Below are 23,657 nucleotides of genomic sequence, written 5' to 3'. Positions count from 1 at the left end.
TTCCCATTGGTGACAAGTTACGAAAATGTCACAAAAGTCAAGTAGGATAGGCAGACAGATTTAACTGCTGCCTAATCCTGGCTTTACGCTCCGAGGTAAACGCATCTTAATTTGAACCCCAAATATGCTACAGTTAAATCCGAATAAATTTAAATTTAGTTATTGTAGTTGATGGATGCTATCAATGGCAAAAGGTTTTACTCAAACTTTAACTCACCAACCAAAACAAACAGATTCATTGCCTTCGGTGAATATATTAAATGGCAGATTTTTAGAATATTTTGCCAATTTGAACGACCCCAGAATAGAAAGAATAAAAAAAGTTACTCAGAGATATTACAGGGTAATCGCATCTTAATTAACGTATAATGGCGAGGGAAATTTTTCAAAGATTTGACAGCATCATTCAAGGGCAGCTCGTAAACTAAGTAATGAAAATTGAGTGTGATAATGAGAGCCTGCTAAGCACGCTCGCTGGGGTTCCACCTAGTTGATTTATCTCCATCACGTGATATTCCCTAGGGCGTGTTTTCAAACTATAACCACAACAGAATGCAGGCGATCGTAATCATGGCTGTATAATTGGCAGCCAGCTTATCATATAGAATAGCGATCGGACTCCATTGCTTGAGTCGCTTGATAGGACGTTCCACAATGTTCCGTTGGCGCTAGATTTGACGGCAGCCTTTTTCCATCTGCCTGAGTGAGGGATACCTGCCGGGAGTCCATTCCCAGTTTAACTGCTTGTTGGTCGCCGATCCCGTCTCCACCGCAGCCCTGCCTCTGGCAGGTGCATTTTATGTCATTTGTCAAGTACAATTTATACCAAATTATATCCGATTACCTGCACTAATAACCAATAAATATGGTTCACTTTAACGTTGCATTTCAACACTTTAATTCCTTCACCGACATTACCCTATCCCTGGCGAAAACTTTACACCAAATGGGAATTCCTATTTCTGTCGAACCTTCAACGATAGCCTCTCATCTCAGCCGCAATTCGACAGCAGAAGAAAACGACCTGCTAGCGAAGTGGATGAACACCACACCCTCAGATTTATTTCATATCAAATGGTCTCATTATTGGAAACCTTATTTTTTAAAAGAACTCAACGGACATCTCAACTTAGAACTTTTTGCAATCAATTACGAATTCGCCAAAAACCATGATGATTATGATTACTGGATTTACGATGCTGTTAACACTTCATCCCACAAGCTAGCAGTCAGCCAATATTCTAAAAACGTTTTAATAAAAGCTGGCTGTCCGGCGGCTAACGTATCAGTTATGCCTCTAGGTTTCAATCCTTTAATCTCGCAACTATATTTTCCCAGACCGCAAAAAACCCAAAAAGATGTAAAGTATATTCTGCACATGACCAATTCTTTTGATTTATATAGATTTGGCACGGATCTGGCTATTCAAGCTTTTTGTGAAGAGTTTAAAGATGATTCTAACGTAGAGTTAATTATCAAAGATGGCGGCAAAAATCCTGATGTTATAGTGGAACATCTCGTAAATATCGAAAAACAATTCGGCAAGTTCAAGTCAAAAGTTCAGGTAAAGCCTAAATTTTGTACTAAAGCAGAATTAGCTGATTTATACTTGTCAGCAGATGCTTTTTTAGCTCCGTTTCGTGGCGAGGGTTTTGCGATTAAAATTTTGGATGCCTTTGCAGCAGGTTTGCCCGTTGCTATGACTATGTACGGCGGCCCGACTGAGTACGCCAATGCTGATAACTGCTATCCCATTGCTTACGATCTAATTCCCGTGGGAAAGTGTTACGATACTGAGTATCTAAAAATCAGAAATGCTCCTCATTGGGCAGAACCCAATGTTCAGTCTGTTCGCGAACAGTTGCGAAAAATTGTTGAAGACCCGATGCGTTTTCATGTAGCTCAAAAAGCTAGAGAGACGGCGGATTTATTTAATTGGGAAGCTGCCGCTCAAAAATTGCTAAGATTAATGCGAAAGTTGTTTTAGGATCAGAAATTATGGGACTCGAACGCAAAATGTTTAGGGGAATGTTTTCAGCAGGGGAGGTGGTACGATTAAAACAGCCTTGTTTTACTCCCGGCCGATTGTTTGAGCCAGGAAAATATAACGCTGATGAGTTGCCGGATATCGCTTTTGATATGGGTTTGGTAGACCATTTGCCACCAGTCAAAGGCAAAAGTTCAGAAAGTCTCAATGTTCAGAACCCGCCAGATCAAAACCTTGAGGACTAAACTCCCGTTTGCAGTAATGAGTTCAGTCCTAAAAATCCCCGTTTGTAGTAAGGACTTTAGTGCTCAAATTAAAATAAATAATCAAAGACTCAAGTCCTGACTGCCAAAAAGATAAAGCCCATTTAATCATTTTGCTCTATCTGGGCAATTAACTCTTTCAAAACTTGACTAGCTTTATCGTTCTCAATCTGACAAGTTCCGGCATTCTGGTGGCCACCACCCCCATATCTTAACATTAACTCCCCAATATTAGTTTGAGAAGTTTTGTTAAAGATTGACTTGCCAACTGCGAAAACAGTATTTTGTTGTTTCAGTCCCCAAAGTACGTGAATTGATATATTGCATTCGGGGAACAAAGCATAAATTACAAAACGATTACCCGCATAAATCACATCTTCGTTACGCAAATCCAAAACAACTAAATTATTATATACTTGGGCGCAGCGCTGTATTTGCTCTTTAAACTTTTCTTCTTGCTCGAAGTAGAGGTCTACTCTTTCTTTCACATCAGGAAGCTGCAAGATTTCCTCGATGGTATGATTTTTGCAGTAATCGATTAACTGCATCATTAACTGATAATTGGAAACCGTAAATTCTTTAAACCTTCCCAAGCCGGTTCGGGCGTCCATTATGAAGTTTAACAGCACCCATTCTTGCGGATGCAGAACCTCTTCTTGGGAAAATTGAGCGGAATCTGATTTGTCAACGGCCGTCATCATCGCCTCAGAAATATCAGGAAACTTTGCTTGGCCTCCATAATATTTGTACAATACCCTAGCAGCAGAAGCTGCATAGGGATCGATGATGTGGTTAATTTTGATTTTCTCGTGTCTAAGAGTTTCGCTGAAATGGTGATCGAAAGCTAGATGAACTCCCTCAACATAGGGTAAATTGGTGCTAATATCGTTATTTGTTATTTCGATTTTCCCATCCTGCATATCTTTAGGATGCACGAATTTAATCTCGTCGATCATATCGAGTTCTTTGAGCAAAACTGCACAGACAAGACCGTCAAAATCGCTGCGGGTGACTAATCTGTATTTTTTAGTGAGTGGCATATGCTTCTGTGATAGGGAGGAACTGATCACCAGCTAATATAACGTATTACCCGATCGCTGGACAATATGAACACAGACCCTTACGCTTGGATAGAGAAGGCCCTGGACACAGTTCGCCGTGCCGATTGGTATCGATCGCCACAATCGATCGAAAGTTCCCCTGGGCCTGTGGTAAAGTTAGCAGGCCACAGGCTGATTAACTTTGCCAGCAACGATTATCTGGGACTTGCCGGCGATGACAGGTTAATCCAAGCTGCTATGGCTGCAACTAAGGAATTTGGTACGGGTGCGACGGGTTCGAGGTTGGTCAGCGGACACCGCGATTTGCACCGACAGCTAGAACAAGCTATTGCTAATTTAAAACAAACTGAAGATGCTTTAGTATTCAGTTCGGGATATTTGGCGAATCTAGGGGCGATCGCATCCGTTGTCGGCAAGCGCGATTTGATATTATCTGACAAGTACAACCATTCGAGCCTGAAAAACGGAGCCGCACTCAGCGGTGCAACAGGCCTAGAGTACAGTCACTGCAATCTTGAGGATTTAAAGGCAAAGCTAGAGCAAAATCGCGCAAGGTACCGCAAGTGTTTAATTATTACCGATAGCGTCTTTAGCATGGATGGGGACTTGTGTCCGCTGCCGCAGTTGTTGGCTGTGGCCGAAACCTTTAACTGCATGGTATTAGTAGATGAAGCTCACGCTACAGGAGTTTTCGGTGCTAGCGGTGCCGGTTGTGCAGAACATTTCGGGTGTACGGGAACACCGCTGATTCAAGTGGGGACACTCAGCAAAGCTTTGGGAAGTTTAGGTGGTTACGTTGCGGGCTCTGCTGCTTTAATTGATTTTCTGCGTAATCGAGCTGCGAGTTGGATTTATACTACAGCATTGACGCCTGCTGATGCGGCGGCTGCTTTGGAAGCTGTGAGGATTGTACAGCAAGAACCAGAACGCCGAGTTCGGTTGCGACAAAATATCGAAACTTTCAAATATTGCGCGATTACCAATCACCAATTACCAATTAGCAATTCCCTCTCCCCAATTTTCACTCTTCCGTTAAAAGATGCAGCCTCCGCTTTAACAGTGGGCAGCAAACTCAAGGAAATGGGTATTTTTGCTCCGGCGATTCGGCCTCCGACTGTAAGCGTGAGTCGAATTCGGATTTCGCTGATGGCAACTCACGAGCTCGCACACCTTCAGCAGTTGGTAGAGGCGCTGCTGCAAGTTTGGAGTTTTGAGTAAATGTTGGGTACGTACCGCGCACCGCTTGACTAAATGTAAATGTTGGGCATCGGGCATCGGGCATCGGGCATCGGGCATCGGCCTAATGACTACTGACTACTGACTAATGACTTCTGATTGTCAAGATATCGCTATTGACTTATGACCAATCTTATACAGGAGTTTGGTCGATCGGTCAACAACTGTAAATTTTTTGTAAATTTAGATACTTTTTGGAATTTAGCGCTATATTAGAGAAGTAGCAGGTACACCAAATTTAATATAAGGAACGTCCACCATGAACACAAATCGTCAAAACGTAAAAAAAGTAGCAGAAACCCACCGCGCTAACATTCACAAGCAACTGATGCACCGCATAGAAGTAGCGAGATCCAGTGGCAATCAAGATTTGGTTCGGGTGCTTGAAGAGGAAATGAGACAGCTTTAAAAAAGCTGCAACTAGAATTTGCCCGTAGTTTGGTTTAGAGGGTTGTGCGAGAAATGCAGAATTCCGGCAACCACTACCTGTGAAGTTTTGACTCCTCTCTTAGTTGGTAGGAAAAATCCCGGTTTCTTCAAGAAACCGGGATTTTTTATTGAGAAGGAAGAAGAAAGAGGGAACACTCCTGCACGCACAAACTCTATCTGTAGAGTGCGCCTCGTCCCAAAAAGATTTGCCAAAAATAGAATGTTATGTCGGTAAGTTGAATCAGATATTTATGAATTTGCTGAGCAATGCGATTCATGCCTTGAATTGCTATGACCAAAAACGCACCTCGGAGCAAATTAAAAATGACCATAGTACGATTACGATTTGTACTTATATGCTGAATTAGGATGGGGTAAGAATCGGTGTGAAAGACAATGGGCTGGGAATAACAAGGGAGGTAAGAACCCATCTATTTAGTCCTTTCTTTACAACTGAACCTGCGGGTCAAGACACTGGTTTGGGATTATTTGATTACCTATCAGATTGTGGTGGAGAAGCGCGGCGGAGATTTGAAGTGTTTATCACAGCCAACAGAACGGGGTGCATAATTTGTGATTGAGATTCCCATTAGGCAGAATAATCGGGTAGATATGAAAGAAACTTAAGGGGAATTAAACAAAAAATTAGGGGAAAGCCTGGTAAAGTCTATAGCAATCCTAAATGGTTATACTCGTTACCACGCTCTGCCTGGTAACGCATATCCGGAGGAAGAGCCTCCATAGTCTGGGCCGAGGCAGAGCCTCGCTTACATCGGTTCCCAGGCAGAGCTTGGGAACCAGTTAACCAGTTATTGAAACTGATGCGAGGATTGCTATATAATCGCGATCGCACTTCCCCAATTTCTCTGTAATTTCTGAAGTCTCCCAAACACCGAACGACCTCGCTGAAGCCCTCAATAGTAGATTTTCAGTGGTTTGTCAACTTGTCAGTGTCCCGCACTGGTTAAGGTGAGGCGTGAGGGCGCGAGCACGCCTTCACCATGTGCCAATTGCGTAAGTCTTGAACTAATGACTAATGACTAATGACTAATGACTAATGACTAATGACTAATGATTACCTTCCTCCGACTACAACATTTTTAATCCGCAGATGGGGGCCGCCGACGCTTACGGGTAAACCACTCTGGCCATTTTTACCGCAACCGCCGTAGGCATAAACCGAGTCGTTTCCTATAGACTCAATATCCTTTAACGTCTGAAATACATTGCCACTTAAGGTGACATCGCTCACGGGTTCGGCTAATTTGCCGTCGCGAATCATGAACCCTTGAGCCGCCGCAAAGGTAAACATTTCGCCGTTGGTTTGTCCTCCCAACATCCGCACTGCATAAACTCCTTCGTCAATGTCGGCAACCATTTCGTCAAAAGAATGTTCGCCAGATTCGATCGCAGTATTAGTCATCCGCACCAAAGGCATAAAAGTAGCGCTCAAAGCCCGGGCATTTCCCGTCGGACTTTCGCCCATTTTGCCCGCAGTCTCGCGATTGTGCATCCGAGCGGCTAAAACTCCATTTTTAATTAAATGCTTGCACTGAGCCGGCACGCCTTCGTCGTCGTATTTCAAAGTTCCGGGTAATCCCGGCACAGTTGCGTCGTCAATTACATTTAATTGTTCGATCGCCACAGGCTTGCCCAAAGTCAACAATTCCTGCATTTTTGGGTTTTCGTAAATGCCGTCTGCTTCCGACAAATGCCCGAAAGCTTCGTGAATAAAAACCCCCGACAAATAAGGGTCTAAAATCACCGGATACTGACCACCTTTCACCGATTTTGCCTCTAGTTGGCCTACAGCTCGAACGGCCGCACTCTTAACACGATCTTCAATATTTGTCAAGACATCGTAATCCGATCGCGAGTGAATCGACTCAAACCCTTGGCGGACGACACCGCCCTCGCCGCGGGCGATCGCTCCGAAACGCCCGGTCACGTCCAAGCGCTCTTGAGCGATGCAAGTCCCTTGAGAATTCACAAAATAAGTAATCCCAAATCTGTCGCTGTAACCGGCCATTGTCGTCTGAATTCGCGGGTCATAATCTAACAGCAACTGGTTGTAAGATTCGAGCAATTTCCGCTTTTCGGCTAGAGTAATAGAGCGCGGGTCGCGGCCCAATTCCACCGCTACATAATCTTGAATCGGGGTGACATCTGCTAGTAGAGTTTTTTCGCTACCAACCAAACGAGATTGCACTACAGCTTCTTCAATGCGGTCTTTTAACTCATCTAAACCGTTAAAAGTTACAAAACTCCAGCCACCTTTGTGACAGGCGCGGATGCCGCCGGCGAGACTAAAACTGCGGTTGACAGCATCTAACTGAGGGCCGCGAAAACTAATCGCAGTTGACTCGCTTTGTTCGAGGCGAACTTCTAGATAATCTACGCGATTGCGGTAAGGTGCGATCGCTTCCATCAACTGTTCTTGCATCAAATTGCCCCTATGAATGATTCGGCGTAGCGCTGAAAAAAATTATTGCTAACCTTATTTTAGCTAATAACTCGCGTCTTTCGGGTGCGCGTTCCCCCACCGCTCTGGTGCTGCAGCGCGCACCCTACCCGATAAATGGCGAGTCAGTCGATTTGAGATTTAAAACTTTGTCCACACAACTGATGATTAGAAGCTTGCCGATCGCCGACATTCGGCGGGCGCCCTAGAACACAAAAAACTCGCGCCCGCTTGCCAAAAGCCCGGTATCGCGGAAATCTTGCATCTGCCTAGAGAAATCAAACTAAACTAAATCTATCTAAAGACGTAAAAACATACCTTAACTGCCGGCCGATGGAATACTTTAAGGTTAAAAAATTCCAAATTTCACCGTATTTAGCAGCAATTTCGGCATCAATAGCAATTTTGGTCGGAGTTGGCATTTTAGATCGATCGGAACAGCGGCGGTTTTTTCACTACAACCGCGCTAGCACCCTCGATCGCCTCAGCACAGTCCGTTCAAAGCTGGAAGGCTCTTTGAATTCCCGCCTGTTTTTGATGCGGGGTTTGGGGGCTTACATTTCCAACAACCCAAACATCACCGAAGGCGAGTTTACAGCGACGGCGAGAATTCTGGTGGCACAGCAACCGGGCATTCGCGCCATAACTTTAGTTAAAGGCACGACGGTCGCTTACATTTATCCGCGGGATGGAAATGAATCGGCGATCGGAGTTGACTTGACGGCGCTACCCGAACAGCGGGAAATGGTCAAAGAGGTCATCCGAACCAGAAAAACTTTGCTAGCCGGGCCCGTGAAATTATTGGAGGGGGACGAGACTTTCATCAGCCGATCGCCGATTTTTCTCACACCCTCCGGTGCCGAGCCTGAAACAGGAGTTTACTGGGGCTTGACAGGTCTGATCATCGACAAAAATTCCATGATTGAGGAAGCAGGACTCAACGACTCCTCAGCGAAGCTGCAATACGCTCTGCGGGGCAAAGACGGTTCGGGAGCATCCGGGCCTGTGTTTTTCGGTGACGGGTCAATTTTTGAGCAGAATCCCGTGCTGCTGGAAGTGACTTTGCCCAACGGTTCCTGGCAGTTGGCAGCAATTCCGGCGGGGGGATGGCGTGCGAATTCGCCGTTTCGGGGGTGGCTGCTCTTTGGAGGCGGCTTGCTGGCTGTTTTCACCGGGGCGGCGGTATTTAGCTGGGTGTACGGCCGTGCGAAACTGCGGGAGAGCGAAGTTAAGTACCGGCTATTAGTTGAGAATGCTAACAGCATGATTGTGCAGTTAGACAGTGAAGGCAAGATTACTTTTTTTAACGAGTTTGCTGAAACTTTTTTCGGGTATTCAGAAGCAGAAATCATCGGCAAAAGTGCGATCGGTACAATTATACCGAAAACAGATTTATTTGAAAGTGACCTCGCGACAAAGATTCGAGACTGTTTGGCACAGCCGCAAAAATACTTCCAAAACGAAAATGAAAACATCCGCAGCAATGGAGAAAGGGTGTGGATAGCGTGGACAAATAAACCTTTACTAGATGCGAAGGGAAATGTGGCAGGACTGCTTTGTATCGGGACGGATATTAGCGATCGCAAACAAGCTGAAATCGCCCTGCAAGCTTCTGAAGCGGAACTGCGAGCTTTGTTTGCTGCCATGAACGATGTAATTTTTGAGCTCGATATTGAGGGACGGTTCCTGAAAGTTGCCCCGACCAATCCCCAATTATTGTACAAGCCGACTGCAGAATTTGTCGGTAAAAAAATTAACGATTTATTCGACCTAGAAAAGGGAGATTTTTTTTTGGAGCAAATTCGCACTGCCCTCGCTACAAATCAAACCTGTACTTTTGAATATAACCTGGAAATTGCTAGGGTACAAAAGTGGTTTGCCGCTACCATTTCACCAATGAAAGAAAACACGGCTCTGTGGGTGGCTCGCGACATTACAGAGCGCAAGCGAGCTGAAAATTGGTTAACGGGTCAGAAACAAATTTTAGAAATGATTGCTAAGGGCGCTCCTCTGGGCGATACTTTAAATACTTTAGTTAAACTTATCGAGCAGCAATCTAGAGATGTCATCGGTTCGATATTGCTTCTAGCCCCAGATGGCGAACATTTACTACACGGAGCCGCGCCCAGTTTGCCCGACAGTTACAATGCGGCTATTCATGGCATAGCTATCGGCCCGGATGTCGGTTCCTGTGGCACTGCTGCCTTTAACCGCCAACAGGTGATCGTTACAGATATTGCCAGCGATCCTTTGTGGAAAAATTATCGAGATTTAGCCTTTAGTTTTGGACTGAGAGCTTGCTTGTCAACTCCTATTTTCTCATCTCAGAGTCAAGTTTTGGGAACTTTTGGAATATATTATTCCCAACCGCGTAGCCCTCATTTTTTTGAGCTGCAATTGATAGAGGCGGCGATGAATTTAGCAGGAATTGCGATCGAACGCAACCAAGCCGAAGAAAATCTCAAACAGCTCAATCAAGAACTCGAAAAGAGAGTAAAACAGAGAACAGCTCAATTGATGCAAACTGAAGAACGCTGGCAGTTAGCACTCAAAGGCAACAATGACGGCATTTGGGACTGGAACTTGCAAACAGGTGAATTTTTTGTTTCCGATCGCTTTAAGGAAATCACTGGTTACGAAGATAGTGACATTAGCGATTACAATAAGACATGGAATACGAGTTTACATCCCGATGATTTAGTGATTTCTCAGCAACTTCTTCAAGAACACTTGGAGAGAAAAACCCCGCATTACATCACTGAATACCGCTTGTGGTGCTACAACAGCGCCTACAAATGGATATTGAGTCGGGGACAAGCTTTGTGGGACGCATCTGGAAAAGCAGTCCGCATGGTTGGTTCAATTACTGACATTACTGAGCGCAAACAAGCAGAGGAAGCACTGCGGGAAAGCGAGGCAAAATTCCAAAAGCTGTCTGCTAATGTGCCGGGAATAATTTATCAATTTTTGTTGCGTTCAGATGGCTCTTTCAGTTTTCCTTACATAAGTGCTGCTTGCCGAGAACTTTTTGAGTTAGAACCAGAAGATGTTCTGAAAAATGCCGTTTTGGTCACAGATTTGATTCATCCCGAAGACCGCCAAAATCATGACAAATTTGTTGCTATTTCAGCCCAGAATCTGCAACCTTGGGAGTGGGAAGGACGGATGGTGCTGCCCAACGGCAACATTCGTTGGTTTCAGATAAATTCGCGTCCTGAAGCTAAGGAAAACGGCGATATTCTTTGGGACGGCATCGCCGTTGATGTTACCGATCGCAAACAAGCTGAATTAGCATTGCAAGAAAGCCAGCAGTTTATTCAAAAAGTAGCGGAGGCTACTCCCGGTATTTTGTATCTCTACGACTTGGAAGAACAGCGAAATATCTACACTAATACTTCACTGTTCGGGCTTTTGGGATATACCCTTGACGACATTACAGCGATGGATTCGTCACTCATGCCTCAGTTAATCTACCCCGAAGATTTGCCTAAAATTGTGGAACATCACGCGAGCTTTGCAGAAGTTGAAGATGGCGAAACTAGGGAAATTGAGTACCGGGTACGGGGAGCATACGGTCAATTGTTGTGGCTGCAAAGCCGGGATACTATTTTTAGTAGGAATGCGGAGGGTCAGGCTAAGGTAATAATTGGAGTTTCCCAGGATATTACGACTCGCAAGCAAGCAGAGGAAGCACTGCGGCAAAGCGAGGAACGAGAAAGAGAAAAAGCCAGAGATTTAGAGTCAGCTCTGCGGTCATTGCGCTCTACTCAAACTCAACTCATTCAAACAGAAAAAATGTCTTCATTGGGGCAATTAGTTGCCGGGATAGCTCACGAAATTAATAATCCCGTTAACTTCATTCACGCTAACATTGATTATCTCAACCAGTATACAAAACAGTTGCTAGATCTGGTGACTCTTTACGAAGATGAGTATCCCGAACCTAATTCAAAAATTGTCGATCGCATTCAAGAGATAGATTTGGATTTCATGGCTGAGGATTTAAGAAAAGTTATGGGTTCGATGCAGGTAGGAAGCGAGCGCATCCGGCAAATTGTATTGTCCCTCAGAAATTTTTCGCGACTGGACGAATCGGCAATGAAGCCAGTGGATATTCACGAGGGAATTGAGAGCACTTTGTTAATTTTGCAGCACCGCTTGAAGAGTCGGGACAGCCGCCCGGAAATTGAAGTAATTAAGGAGTTTGGGAAACTGCCGCTGGTGGAGTGCTATGCGAGCCAACTGAATCAGGTGTTTATGAATATTATTGCTAATGCAATTGATGCTATTGAAGAACAATATCAAAAGTTATCCGTTCGGGAAGCAGATACGAGTGGCCGGATTTCTATTTGCACTGGTGTAACGCCCCAGAACACTGTGATAGTGGAAATTTCGGACAATGGTACGGGCATTCCGCAGGGGATAGTGGATCGAATTTTTAACCCGTTTTTTACTACGAAAGCTGTGGGGAAGGGTACGGGGTTGGGAATGTCTATCGCGCACTCGATTGTGGTGGAAAAGCACAAGGGTAAGATTGAGTGCATTTCTTCCATAGGATGCGGAACAACTTTTAAGATTGAGATTCCGATCGACAAAGTGTATAAATAGTAGGGTGCGCCAGTTGATTTGAGATTTGAGATTTGAGATTTGAGATTTGAGATTTGAGATTTGAGATTGACTCCGCAGTGGTAGGGTGGGTCAGTCGATTTGAGATTTGAGATTTGAGATTTGAGATTGACTCCACAGTGGTAGGGTGCATCAGCAGTTCTTGATTTTCAGGCGCAGCGCCCCGAGCCAGAGGCTAACTCACCCTGCAAGTTAAGGACTAAAATAGACGGAAGCTGCGAATGAAGCGGTGCTGCATCAAACCTTTAATTGTATAAAAATTGACATGATGGGATTAATCCTGGAAGCCCTGCAAGCAATGGGACACAATGTCCGCTGGATGTCTTGGAATTTGTTTTTGGGTTTAGTACCGCTGGGCCTGAGTTTTTGGCTGTTCCGCAAACCTCGATCGCGCTGGCTGCTGTGGGGTACGGGCTTTCTCCTAGGCGCTACTTTTTTGTCCAGTACGCGCCCTGTTTTTGCGTATCTGAGGCACATAGTGCAAGATGTGGGCAAAACTTACGTTTTGGGGGCGATCGCCATTACACTCGCATTGATGGCTGTAGACATCTGGGTACTGCGGCAGCGCGGAGTTCGCTCTCTCCGCTGGTGGGGCGGTTTTTTCTGGTTTATCGGATTTTTGCCGAATGCGCCCTACGTTTTGACGGATATCATTCACCTGATCCGCCAGATTAAAGAGGGGAACTCGGTGTGGATTGTGACTCTAGCTTTGATCCCGCAGTATCTAGCGTTTATGCTGGCAGGGTTTGGGGCTTACGTGCTGTCGGTGATGAATTTGGGTTACTATTTGAAGCAACAGGGTTGGAGTAAATTTATCCTGGCAACGGAGATAACTATACACGCACTTTCGGCGATCGGCATTTATTTAGGGCGATTTATCCGCTTCAACACTTGGGACATTCTGACTAACCCCGATGCCCTGGTTAACAGTGTAATGAACGATTTGATAGGCAAGCGTCCGGTTTTAGTAATGGCTGTCACTTTTGTAGTAATTGCTGTTTTGTATTGGCTAATGAAACAAGTAATTTTAGGGATTAGCCAACGATTTTATAGGAGCCAATTGCAGTCGGACTTGGCCGGCGATAGCGCAACTTCTTCCAGCTAGAGCGATTTGAGATTTGAGATTAAAGAATTGATTCAACAGATGAATATAAGAGCTTGAACTAAGCTCCCAAATTTTTGGTCTCCACCAGTTAACTCGGAAAACAAGTTTCCGTCTGTGGGTGAGACAAATTTTTTCGCGAAACTCCGACATAAATTACTGCTGCATTTTGTCACAAGACTTGATATGTTAGAACAGTAAAAGTAGTTTTGTAAACAGCAAAGATGAATCGATTTGACCGTCAGTTGTGGCAGAGATTTATTGCGATCGCTCAGCCTTACTTTTATCCTTTAGAGCCTGGGGGAGGCAGGGTATTTTTGGGATTAGTGGCGCTGTTGTTGATATTTCTCTTCGCTGCGATGTTTGTGCTCGTCAGTGCTGTATGTTTGGGTACTCAAGTTTTATTTCCAGAGGCTTTTAACGGGGTGGCGGCTGGCTTAGCTACTTTGATTAAAGGAATTATCTACTCACCGACAATTGCGATCGTTGGTTTAATGCTAATCCTACCGCTGGCTGCTTTTGTTTTTTTCAGAAGCAAGTTGATACCGCGCTGGAAGCAGTGGCTAATGTTAGCTCTGCTGCTATTTTTGTCACTGTCTGTTAGCGGAATTAACGTAGTCATTAGCTATATTAGTAATTATTTTACGACCGCACTGGCTGAAAAAGATCAGATGACTTTTTGGCGGTTTATGTGGGTTTATGCTGGAGTTTTTATTATCGGTACCCCGATAGTGGTTATTTACAGCTATACCCAAGATAAACTGGGATTGTACTGGCGAGAGTGGATGACTGATAGTTTCCTGGGTAGTTATTTTCAAAACCGCGCTTATTACGAAATCAATTCTCAGAAGGAAATCGACAATCCCGACCAGCGGATTGCTGAAGATATCAAATCTTTCACTAGCACAAGTTTAGAGTTTTTGCTGCTGATATTGGGGGCAGTGATCGATATTATTTCTTTTACAGGCATTCTGTGGTCTATTTCCAAAGGTCTTTCGATCGGACTAATTATTTATGCTGTTTTTGGCACGACAGTCATGGTATTTTTTGGCAAAAGGTTGATATTTTTTAACTTCAATCAGCTCTCGAAAGAGGCTGACTTTCGCTATGGATTGGTTCACATTCGGGACAATGCAGAATCAATTGCTTTTTACCGGGGAGAAGCACAGGAATCTGTTCAGGTGAAACACCGATTTTTAGAAGCAGTTCGGAACTTCAATTTCCTAATTGGTTGGCAGCGGAATCTGGGATATTTTAGAGTTAGCTATAGATATGCAACTTATATTATTCCATCTTTATTCCTGGCTTCTATCTACTTTGCCGGTGAGATCAGATACGGCGATATTACTCAAGCTGAATTTGCTTTTCGTCAGGTTTCTGATGCCTTTTCTTTGGTTGTATATAGGATTGAAAGCTTGAGTTTCTTTGCAGCGGGAATTAATCGCTTAGCCACGTTTAATGAGTCTTTAAGAGATGAAAAAAGTGCGGTTCAACTAGACTCCCGAACAATCGATACAGTTATAAGTTCGCAATTGACACTGGAACACGTTACTTTAGATACTCCACACCATCAAAAGACTTTAATTAGCGATTTGTCGGTAGCAGTGCAGCCCGGTGAAGGACTGTTAATTGTCGGGCAAAGCGGTGCTGGGAAGAGTTCTTTGCTGCGGGCAATTGCGGGTTTGTGGGAATCGGGAACAGGTCGTTTGGCGCGGCCGGAATTGGGGGAAATGCTGTTTTTGCCACAGCGTCCTTATATGATTTTGGGTAGTTTGCGATCGCAACTTCTCTATCCCAACAGCAGCAGCGAGGTTGATGAGGAAAAATTGCGCCGCGTTTTGGCATCAGTAAATTTAGCAGATTTGCCGGACAGATTGGGCGGTTTTGATGCGGATTTAGATTGGGGTGAGATTTTGTCGCTGGGAGAACAGCAACGTTTAGGTTTTGCTAGATTGTTATTGACGGAACCGAGATACACTATTTTGGATGAGGCGACAAGTGCTTTGGATTTGAAGAACGAGCAACATTTATACGAGCAGTTGCAAGCCACTAAAACTACGTTTGTGAGTGTCGGCCACCGATTGAGCTTAGTGAAATATCACCAGCAGGTTTTGGAACTTATGGGCGATGGGAGTTGGCGGCTGCTTTCTGCCCAAGAATACCGCGCTAGTGCGACAAATTTTGTCTGATACAGCGCTGCTTTCCAACATTGTGAATTTACGCGCTTGTTGGTTCGCGGTGGGCTGTGGTGCGGTTGGAGATTTATGGTTTGGTGCTATAAATTAAGCGCCGCGCGTCCACTCTACAATAGGTTTTACGGGGAGGGAAATAGCAACAATTAATGCAGATTAACTCCCCGTTTCTCATACCATTTTAGATTAAAGGATTAAAGAATTGGGAATGACTGATTGTGTATTGGTTTGGAGCACGGGCCGAGAGTAGCAATTTTTTAAACTGGTATCACAATCGATAATTGGGTATAAATATCTAAAACGGCCCAAACAACAAAAAGCAAGCTGAACGTTGGTAGATTCGATTCAATTGCTCGCCTGCGAGAACTCACACAATATAATAGAAGATAGATTTTTAGTATAGACGAGATTCCTACCTTGACTACTCCGATTCCTCAAAACTTTGTGCAAACGATCGCCAAACAGCGCGGTGTCACAGATGCCGAGTTAGAAACTGTGTTTATGGCTCTCGACGGTCAATCTACAGCGACGATCGCCACCAAGCTTGGCATTAGCGACATCGCCGTTCGCAAAAGACTCGGCGAAGTTTACAAAAAGTTTCAGATCGGGGGGAACGGCCCTGGAAAGCTTTCGGAATTGAGGCATCAGTTGCTGTTTTCATACCACATCGATCAGGGAAGGAGCGATTTTAGTGGAGGTAAAGGCTCTCTATTGAAGATGGCCATCGGACACCGAGAGGAAGATTGGGGCCAAGCACCGGATGTTTCGGTTTTTTACGGACGGACTGAAGAATTAACTATTTTAAAGCAGTGGATTGTATCAGATAATTGTCGCCTAGTAGCGCTGCTGGGTTTGGCTGGTAGTGGCAAAACAACTCTGTCGGTGCAGTTGGCAAAACAGGTACAGAATGAGTTTGATTTTGTGATTTGGCGATCGCTGCGATCGACACCAGCACCATCCGACTTCCTAGGAAGCTTAATTCAACTTTTTTCTAATCAACAAAAACCCGATGTGCCGTTAGCGGAGCCCGCCCCTACGGGGGCTACGCCAACGAAGAGGATCGACCTCAACAGCAAAATTTCGCGATTGGTAGAGTATCTGCGGAAACACCGCTGTCTGGTAATTTTAGATGATTTTGAAGCGGTTCTCAGACCCGAAGAATTAGCGGGACACTACCGCGAAGGCTACGAAGGATATCGAGATTTAATCGTGCGACTGTGTGAGGTCAATCACAATAGCTGTTTACTGCTAGTTAGTTCGGAAGAGCCTACGGAACTGGCTTTGCTGACGGGAGAAAAAGTGCGGTCTTTAAAACCTGCTATTTCCGAGGAAATAGCGCGGGAAATTTTCCACGAAAAAGGTTTGTCGCCTCAAGATCGAGAGTTGGAAATCTTGTTATCTCGGTACGGAGGCAATCTGTTAGCATTAAAGATTGTAGCGACAACAATTAAGGAGTTTTTTGAGGGGAATGTTTTAAAGCTTTTGGAAGCTACGGCTTTATTTATTGAAGAACATATCAGCAATTTGCTCGCGCAGCAGTTCGATCGAATGTCGAGTTCTGAACAAGAGATTGCCTACTGGATTGCTATTGCTCAAATCCCGATTTCCCTGGCGACTTTGCGAGAGCAGATGTTGGTCAATTCATCGCTTTCAGATTTGCTGAAAAATCTCGATTCTCTGGGTCGTCGCTCACTGATTGACAAAATTAGTGAGGGCGGGGAAACTGTTTTTATGCTTCAGCCTTTGATCGTGCAATATGTGACCGACAGATTAGTCGATCAGATTAGAGCGGAGGTTTTGGAGACGGTTAAGACCCAAGGAATAGAAAGAATGAGGCTGTTGAAAACTCACAAATTGAGCATCAACATTGCTAAACGGAAAGGGGATAAAGGCGAACCAAGTAGCTCTATTTTAGCATTAGTAAAAAATCGGTTGCAAGTGTTGTTTTTGAAGACGACAGGCTTTGAAGAACCGCTAAAGATATTGAAGAAAGTTGCCTCTGATCTCGATGATAAATCGATTCTTGAGGTGGGATATGCTAGGGAGAATCTGGCGCAGATTATTTCAGAAATTCAGCGCTAAGAAAAAAGCGATCGCCCTTTGACAAAAGCGATCGCCCAATTTTCAACAAAAACAGAATTCGGTAAAATTATTTGACAATGCCAAAAACCGATGCAGATTCAGACCCTGTAATTTTGTCCAAAGCAGGCGATTTCTGAGCTTGGGCAATTTTGGGAACCAAAAGTTGATTCGCATAAATCCGAGGATTTTGTTGAGCAATTTGGATGTAAGATTGCCTGACTTCTGCGTTGACTGCGACAGTCTTGGCATCGTATACTTGCATCGCCATGTTGGGATAAAAACCAATGCCGACAATCGGTATCAAAAAGCAAAATGCGATCGCCACTTCCCGAGGTTTAGCATCAATAAACGCTGCATCACCCGGCAAAACGCAACTATTACCAAAACAAACCGCTTCATCCAGATTGTTTCTCTGATTCTGCAAATTTAGATCCTCAAGGTCGCAAGCCGCTAGGGTTCCACAGTTGTAAAATAACTGTCGCAGCATCGAGAGCAAATAAATCGGCGTCAAAATCAGTCCTACTGCCGCCAGGAACACTGTCACCGCGCGGAAAGAAGCGCTGTACATATCGCTAGTTGCGACGCCCACAAACACGGACAATTCGCTAGCAAAACCGCTCATTCCCGGGAGTGCCAAAGATGCCATAGCGCCTGCGGTAAACAAAGCAAACACTTTCGGCATGACTTTCCCAATCTCGCCCATCTCGTCCATGATCATTGTATGGGTGCGATCGTAAGTAACGCCAGCCAGGAAAAACAATACTGAGGCGATTAAACCGTGGGAAATCATTTGCAACAGCGCCCCGTTGATTCCCAAATCCGTGAAGGAGGCAATACCCAACAACACGAATCCCATGTGAGAAATCGACGAATTGGCTAAGCGACGCTTCATGTTCGATTGGCCGAAGGAATTCAGCGCGCCGTAGATAATATTTACTACGCCGAGCACCGCCATAATCGGTGCAAAGTAAACGTGTGCTTGGGGAAGAAGTTCCAAATTCAGCCGAATCAGTCCGTATCCGCCCATTTTCAGCAATACGCCGGCCAGAATCATCGACACGGGAGAAGATGCTTCACCGTGGGCATCAGGTAGCCAAGTGTGGAAGGGGAAAATCGCCAGTTTCACACCGAAAGCAATGAACAATCCCGCATAAAGCAGTAATTCTAAACCCAGTGGGTAGTCCTTCAAGCCTAGTTCTACCATGTCGAAGGTGGGGGTGCCTCCGCCGTAGAATGCCATTGCTAAGGCAGCTATCAAAATAAAGATGGAAGCGCCTGCGGTGTAAATCAAGAATTTGGTAGCTGCATAGCGACGGTTTTGTCCGCCCCAAATCGAGATTAGGAGGTACACCGGAATTAGTTCTAGTTCCCAGACAATGAACAGCAGCATGATGTCTTGGGCGACGAACACTCCTATTTGTGCGGAGTACATCACCAGCATTAGGAAGTAAAACAGTCGTGGCTTGCGATCGACTTCCCAGGCTGCAAAGATTGATAGCGTCGTCACCAATCCCGCCAACAGTACCAACGGAACAGACAGTCCGTCAACGGAAACAGACCAGTTGAGGCCTAAAGAAGGTATCCAGGGATATTGCTCGACGATTTGGAAAGTAGAGATGCTGGGATCGTAATGAGTCCAAAACACCCAGCACATTAATACAAAATCTGCAATACCTACGCCTAGGGCATACCAGCGCACGGTTTTGCCGTCTGTATCGGGCAGAAAAGGGATGGCGAGGGAAGCTACCAGGGGTAGGATGACAATTGCGGTCAGCCAAGGAAATTGATCCGCTATCATAGTGAGAATAAATACTTAGTTGGAAGTTACCAAAATTATAATACTAAATTTAATTAAAACTTAAGATTTATTCATAAATATTTTTTATATCCCGATAAACGCGCATGAAAATATCACGAATTGCTACACACGTCAAGGGTTCTTCGATTTGTGATTTTCGATTCAGGACTTACGAACAACAAAATATAGCGTTTTGTAGGGGCAATCTGCCTGTGGTTGCGCCTATTCTGGTAGATAGTTGGGTAAGTCCTGTGTATTCAGGGCGATCGTAAATTAGCTTTCAATCAACGTTCAATCTGGATCAACTCCCAATTCGCGCAACTTAGCCGCCAATCGTTCAGCCCTTTGCCTTTCTTGGTCAGCCCTTTGGCTTTCCTGCTCAGCCCTTTGCCTTTCTTGGTCAGCCCTTTGGCTTTCCTGCTCAGCCCTTTGGCTTTCTTGCTCAGCCCTTTGCCTTTCTTGCTCAGCTTGTTCTGAACTCCACAGCAACAAATTACCTACATCATCCCACCAGCGCAGCCAGTTCATGGTTTGTCCCAACCTTTCCCCCGACCAAATCCCCAGATATAGTTCCAGTTGTGGAATCCACACCCGCCCCTGCTCATTGGCTGAATGTAAAACATACCGCCCATCTTGCAAATAGCGCACTTCTAAAATACCTTCGTAGGGGTCATAAGTGACATAAGTAGGTATTTGAAGAATCTGTTCGTAAAAGTGGAGTTTACCATAGGGCGGAGTTGCTCTGACCGATAGTTCTCCTCCCTCTGCTTCCGAGAGAAACTCCATCACGATCGCCACATTAGCACCATCAGTGTGAGGAGTATAACTACGGCGAATTACCCCATCTGCTAGAGGATGCACTTGCGGCACATAAAACCAGTCTGGAGCTTTGACAACAATCTTTTTATTGACTGTGGCGACTAGCCCCAAATTAGAGGCAATCAGCGTTTCTGGCTGGATACATCCTGCGGCTCCCAGTGCATCGGTGAGACCAGCGGCGAGAGAAGGTTGTTGAATATTTTCCACAGGATCGTCGGGTAATACGAAGTTAGCTGGTAGGGGTTCCCAGGTGACGGTTGGTTTGGCTTTGATAGACGGGGCTTCGAGTACCATTGTATTAACCTTCAACCAGAAATCTTTGTGTAAATTTGTCTATTTTAACTCAAGTTGCTAGTTTCTGAATGGGATGGGGCGGGTTTATCTGATTTGTCGGTGGGTGTCATATATTTCGGTGAACCCGCCCCTACAATTATTTATGTTATGCCTGGGAATTGTCACCCTTGATTTAAAACATCGATTTTAACTAGATAAAGAGAAAAGCCGATCGCCAAAAGATGCAATTAAAGTGCGATCGACTAATTGCGAGATCCATTTTTGCGGTATACCAGATTCTCCGTAAAAAGCCCCAGCCAACTGTCCGTAAACCGCACCAGTTGTATCCGCGTCGTCGCCCAAATTCACAGCCAACAAACAGCCTTCCGCAAAAGAAGAACTGTTGTAAAAAGCCCAAAGTGCCGCCTCCAAAGACTTGACAACATAACCCGTACCTTTAATTTCAGGAGGTTGTCGCAATTTAAAAGAACCCGCCGCAATCTCATCAATCTCCGCCACCAGCGGATTTGCTGCCCAATAGCCACCAATCGGACAATATCTTTCCGAAAGCAACACATCTTTAGCAACCCCATTCACAGCCCCCGCAATTAAATTACCAAAATAGCGGCAAGCATCCACACAAGTAGCAGCAGCGTGAGTAGTTCTCGAACTTTCTCCAGATTTATCTATGACTTCCAAAGGATTTTTCGCATAAAACAAAGGCACCGGAGCCAAACGCATAATCGAACCATTTCCAGCAGTCTGAGCATCGGTAAAACCGCAATAAGGTTTTCTTGTATCTTCAAACTTCCAAAGTGCTTGTTGCACCGTATTGCCAATATCAAAACATTCACCCGTACTGCTCAAATGTCCGTCTCGCCACCACCGCACATAAGTTTCTAACTGATGGACAGGATCGAAACCTTGCTTCTCAATCAAACTTTGGGCCAAACAAAGCGCCATCGAAGTATCGTCCGTCCACTCGCCCGGTTCTAGTCGAAACGGGCCGCCGCCAACCATATCGTTAATAGGCGCAAACGTTCCGGGGCGACAGAACTCTAAAGTTGTACCCAAAGCATCACCAACTGCCAAACCCAGAAGACTACCGCGATAACGTTCTATTTGCTGCATATAGTAATGGCGAATGGGGAATTGGTTATGGCGAATGGGGAATTGGTAATCAGTAATTCAAGATTTATACACCGATCGAAGAAACCGGGTTTTTTACCGAATCTGCGGGTTGCAACGAAGTATTTTTGTAAAAAAAACCCGGTTTCTAGACCCCCAGGCGTAAGTCCTATAATTGTCTAAAGTGCGCGCGGAGTGCCCTGCTAATGACTAATGACTAATGACTAATGACTAATGACTAATGACCACTCAGGCTAATATTGATGTTAACCTGTCCCTACCTGAACTCAGACCTGTCCATGACACCCGATGCCACCGCCGGAGCTACTTCCGCCCCTGCCACTCAATCAACACCCGAAGTCAGCTTGGAGCTGCAAGTCCGACTCAAAACCGAAGATGGACAGCTACTGTTGCTACTCCCCCCAGAAACCAATAGTGAACCCGCAACAGCTTCCGCCTCGACTTGGACTGAACTTTGGCAGCAGCTAAAAGTCAGGCTGAATGCGGGAGAACGCTTTTGGCAGCCAAACGCAGAAGTACAATTGATGGGGAACGATCGACTTTTAGATATCCGCCAACTACAAGAAATCGCCGATGCCCTCTCCGAAGTGGAACTGCAACTCAAACGAGTCCACACCAGTCGCCGCCAAACCGCCGTTGCCGCAGCTACAGCAGGCTATTGTGTAGAACAGCAGCCTCCGGTTTCTTCCCTGAATAAAGCCGCCGCTGAAAAACCGCAATCGCTGGCGGAACCTTTATATTTGCAGATGACAGTGCGATCGGGCGTAGAAATTCGCCATCCGGGCACCGTCGTACTTTTGGGAGACGTAAATCCCGGCGGCTCAGTTATCGCCGGAGGCGATATCCTAGTTTGGGGCCGTTTGCGGGGAGTCGTGCACGCCGGTGCCGGTGGCAACACCAAAAGCGTGATTATGACCTTGCAGATGGAACCGATGGTGATTAGGATTGCTAAGTATGTTGCCAGAGGCCCAGAAACCTCACCCGCTCAGTTTTTCCCGGAAGTCGCCTATGTGACGCCTCAAGGGATTCGGATCGGTAGAGCCTCTGATTTTGACAAATCGCAGTTAGTCGGGGGTAATGGTTAGTTGACAGTTGACAGTTGACAGTTGACAGTTGACAGTTGGCAGTTGACAGTTGACAGTTGACAGTTGGCAGTTGACAGTTGACAGTTGGCAGTTGACAGTTGACAGTTGACAGTTGACAGTTGTTAGTTGTTAGTTGGCATTTGTTAGTTGTTACCAATTAGCAATTACCAATTACCAATTACCAATTACCAATTCCCAATTACCAATTACCAATTACCAATTAGCAATAACTAATCTAAAAATCGCTTATGGCTCGCATTATTGTTGTTACATCAGGGAAAGGCGGGGTAGGAAAAACCACCTCCACAGCCAATCTCGGCATGGCTTTAGCTAAGCGGGGACGCAACGTTGCCGTAATTGATGCGGATTTCGGTCTCAGAAATTTAGACTTGCTGCTGGGCTTAGAAAATAGAATTGTTTACACGGCATTAGAAGTTCTCGCTGGAGAGTGCCGATTAGAGCAAGCTTTGGTGAAAGACAAGCGGCAGCCGCGCTTGGTGCTGTTGCCGGCGGCCCAAACTCGGATGAAAGATGCCATCAGCGCTGAGCAAATGAAGCAGCTTGTGGGGATGTTGGGAGCAAAGTACGACTATATTTTGATCGACTCTCCTGCTGGAATTGAACAAGGTTTTCAAAATGCGATCGCCCCGGCTCAAGAAGGGATAATTGTCACAACTCCCGAAATCGCTGCTGTCCGAGATGCCGATCGAGTCATCGGGCTGCTGGAAGCCAACAACGTCAAGAAAATCAACCTGATCGTCAACCGGATCAGACCCGCAATGGTGCTGGCAAATGATATGATGTCGGTGCAAGACGTGCGGGAAATCCTCGCGATTCCGCTGTTAGGCGTGGTTCCCGACGACGAGCGCGTCATCGTTTCCACCAACCGAGGCGAACCATTAGTATTGTCGGAAACGGCCTCTTTAGCTGGAACTGCCTTCGACAATATTGCCCGCCGCTTAGAAGGCGAAAAAGTTGATTTTCTAGATCTCAATCCCCGTCGGGAAAACTTCTTTACTCGCCTCCGCAAGTTCTTAAATACTAAAATTATGTGATGTGCTCATTGGCGATCGATCTTTAACAGCAGCGACCGC

At 45.4% G+C, this 23,657-nt stretch carries 17 protein-coding genes; 11 read left to right on the top strand and 6 right to left on the bottom strand.

Translation table 11 applies throughout. The features are described 5' to 3' along the window. Window positions 1-865 precede the first annotated feature (865 nt). Both QUB11_RS09800 and QUB11_RS09795 read left to right on the top strand, forming a co-directional pair. On the top strand, window positions 866-1,987 hold the full coding sequence (locus QUB11_RS09800) for a glycosyltransferase family 4 protein (RefSeq protein ID WP_333203866.1): 1,122 nt from the start codon (window positions 866-868) through the stop codon (window positions 1,985-1,987). 11 nt (window positions 1,988-1,998) lie between these two features. Continuing rightward, entirely contained in the window at window positions 1,999-2,232 is a 234-nt protein-coding gene (locus QUB11_RS09795) for a hypothetical protein (protein ID WP_333203864.1), read from the top strand. A gap of 122 nt (window positions 2,233-2,354) precedes the next feature. Here QUB11_RS09795 and QUB11_RS09790 read toward each other — a convergent pair whose 3' ends face one another. Then, a complete protein-coding gene (locus tag QUB11_RS09790) occupies window positions 2,355-3,290 on the bottom strand; it encodes an exopolyphosphatase (RefSeq protein WP_333203862.1) in 936 nt (311 codons plus the stop codon). A 66-nt stretch (window positions 3,291-3,356) separates the two neighbouring features. Here QUB11_RS09790 and bioF point away from each other — a divergent pair, with 66 nt between their 5' ends. Beyond that, complete coding sequence (bioF, locus tag QUB11_RS09785; protein WP_333203860.1) at window positions 3,357-4,529, top strand: 8-amino-7-oxononanoate synthase; 1,173 nt, start codon at window positions 3,357-3,359, stop codon at window positions 4,527-4,529. Window positions 4,530-4,806: 277 nt separating this feature from the next. Beyond that, complete coding sequence (gene pirA, locus QUB11_RS09780; protein ID WP_172185012.1) at window positions 4,807-4,956, top strand: arginine synthesis PII-interacting regulator PirA; 150 nt, start codon at window positions 4,807-4,809, stop codon at window positions 4,954-4,956. A 193-nt stretch (window positions 4,957-5,149) separates the two neighbouring features. Here the strand turns inward: pirA and QUB11_RS09775 are convergent, their stop codons facing one another. After that, window positions 5,150-5,308, bottom strand: coding sequence for a hypothetical protein (locus tag QUB11_RS09775; protein WP_333085104.1), 159 nt, complete (start codon window positions 5,306-5,308; stop codon window positions 5,150-5,152). 54 nt (window positions 5,309-5,362) lie between these two features. On the opposite strand from QUB11_RS09775, the gene QUB11_RS09770 reads away from it, so the two are divergent. Then, complete coding sequence (locus QUB11_RS09770) at window positions 5,363-5,557, top strand: hypothetical protein (protein ID WP_333203858.1); 195 nt, start codon at window positions 5,363-5,365, stop codon at window positions 5,555-5,557. Between the two features lie 494 nt (window positions 5,558-6,051). Here QUB11_RS09770 and QUB11_RS09765 read toward each other — a convergent pair whose 3' ends face one another. Further along, window positions 6,052-7,419 carry a TldD/PmbA family protein gene (locus tag QUB11_RS09765; protein WP_333390387.1) on the bottom strand — a complete coding sequence of 456 codons (1,368 nt, stop codon included), beginning with the start codon at window positions 7,417-7,419 and terminating at the stop codon, window positions 6,052-6,054. 351 nt (window positions 7,420-7,770) lie between these two features. Here QUB11_RS09765 and QUB11_RS09760 point away from each other — a divergent pair, with 351 nt between their 5' ends. From QUB11_RS09760 to QUB11_RS09745, 4 genes are all read left to right on the top strand, one after another. Next, window positions 7,771-12,045: a PAS domain S-box protein gene (locus QUB11_RS09760; RefSeq protein ID WP_333390384.1), complete on the top strand. Its 4,275-nt coding sequence runs from the start codon at window positions 7,771-7,773 to the stop codon at window positions 12,043-12,045. 283 nt (window positions 12,046-12,328) lie between these two features. Continuing rightward, a complete protein-coding gene (locus QUB11_RS09755) occupies window positions 12,329-13,168 on the top strand; it encodes a DUF1361 domain-containing protein (protein ID WP_333390382.1) in 840 nt (279 codons plus the stop codon). A gap of 221 nt (window positions 13,169-13,389) precedes the next feature. Then, window positions 13,390-15,354 (top strand): ABC transporter ATP-binding protein/permease, encoded by a 1,965-nt coding sequence (locus QUB11_RS09750; protein ID WP_333390380.1) that lies wholly within the window; start codon window positions 13,390-13,392, stop codon window positions 15,352-15,354. A gap of 420 nt (window positions 15,355-15,774) precedes the next feature. Then, entirely contained in the window at window positions 15,775-17,439 is a 1,665-nt protein-coding gene (locus tag QUB11_RS09745) for an NB-ARC domain-containing protein (protein WP_333390377.1), read from the top strand. A gap of 67 nt (window positions 17,440-17,506) precedes the next feature. On the opposite strand, the gene QUB11_RS09740 is transcribed toward QUB11_RS09745, so the two are convergent. The 3 genes from QUB11_RS09740 to QUB11_RS09730 form a co-directional block, all read right to left on the bottom strand. Further along, entirely contained in the window at window positions 17,507-19,237 is a 1,731-nt protein-coding gene (locus tag QUB11_RS09740) for an NAD(P)H-quinone oxidoreductase subunit 4 (protein ID WP_333203845.1), read from the bottom strand. Between the two features lie 291 nt (window positions 19,238-19,528). Then, on the bottom strand, window positions 19,529-20,350 hold the full coding sequence (locus QUB11_RS09735; RefSeq protein WP_333203843.1) for a Uma2 family endonuclease: 822 nt from the start codon (window positions 20,348-20,350) through the stop codon (window positions 19,529-19,531). A 186-nt stretch (window positions 20,351-20,536) separates the two neighbouring features. Beyond that, window positions 20,537-21,460, bottom strand: a complete 924-nt coding sequence (locus QUB11_RS09730) for an ADP-ribosylglycohydrolase family protein (RefSeq protein ID WP_333203842.1) — start codon at window positions 21,458-21,460, stop codon at window positions 20,537-20,539. Between the two features lie 296 nt (window positions 21,461-21,756). On the opposite strand from QUB11_RS09730, the gene minC reads away from it, so the two are divergent. Beyond that, window positions 21,757-22,563 carry a septum site-determining protein MinC gene (minC, locus tag QUB11_RS09725; protein WP_333203895.1) on the top strand — a complete coding sequence of 269 codons (807 nt, stop codon included), beginning with the start codon at window positions 21,757-21,759 and terminating at the stop codon, window positions 22,561-22,563. Window positions 22,564-22,811: 248 nt separating this feature from the next. Beyond that, window positions 22,812-23,618: a septum site-determining protein MinD gene (gene minD, locus QUB11_RS09720; protein ID WP_006635273.1), complete on the top strand. Its 807-nt coding sequence runs from the start codon at window positions 22,812-22,814 to the stop codon at window positions 23,616-23,618. The last annotated feature ends 39 nt before the right edge of the window (window positions 23,619-23,657 follow it).

It is taken from the genome of Microcoleus sp. B6-A1 (genome assembly GCF_036705085.1).
GTDB lineage: Bacteria > Cyanobacteriota > Cyanobacteriia > Cyanobacteriales > Microcoleaceae > Microcoleus.
The sequence above is the reverse complement of the archived record's forward strand: the minus strand, read 5'-3'. Positions and strand labels throughout refer to the sequence as shown.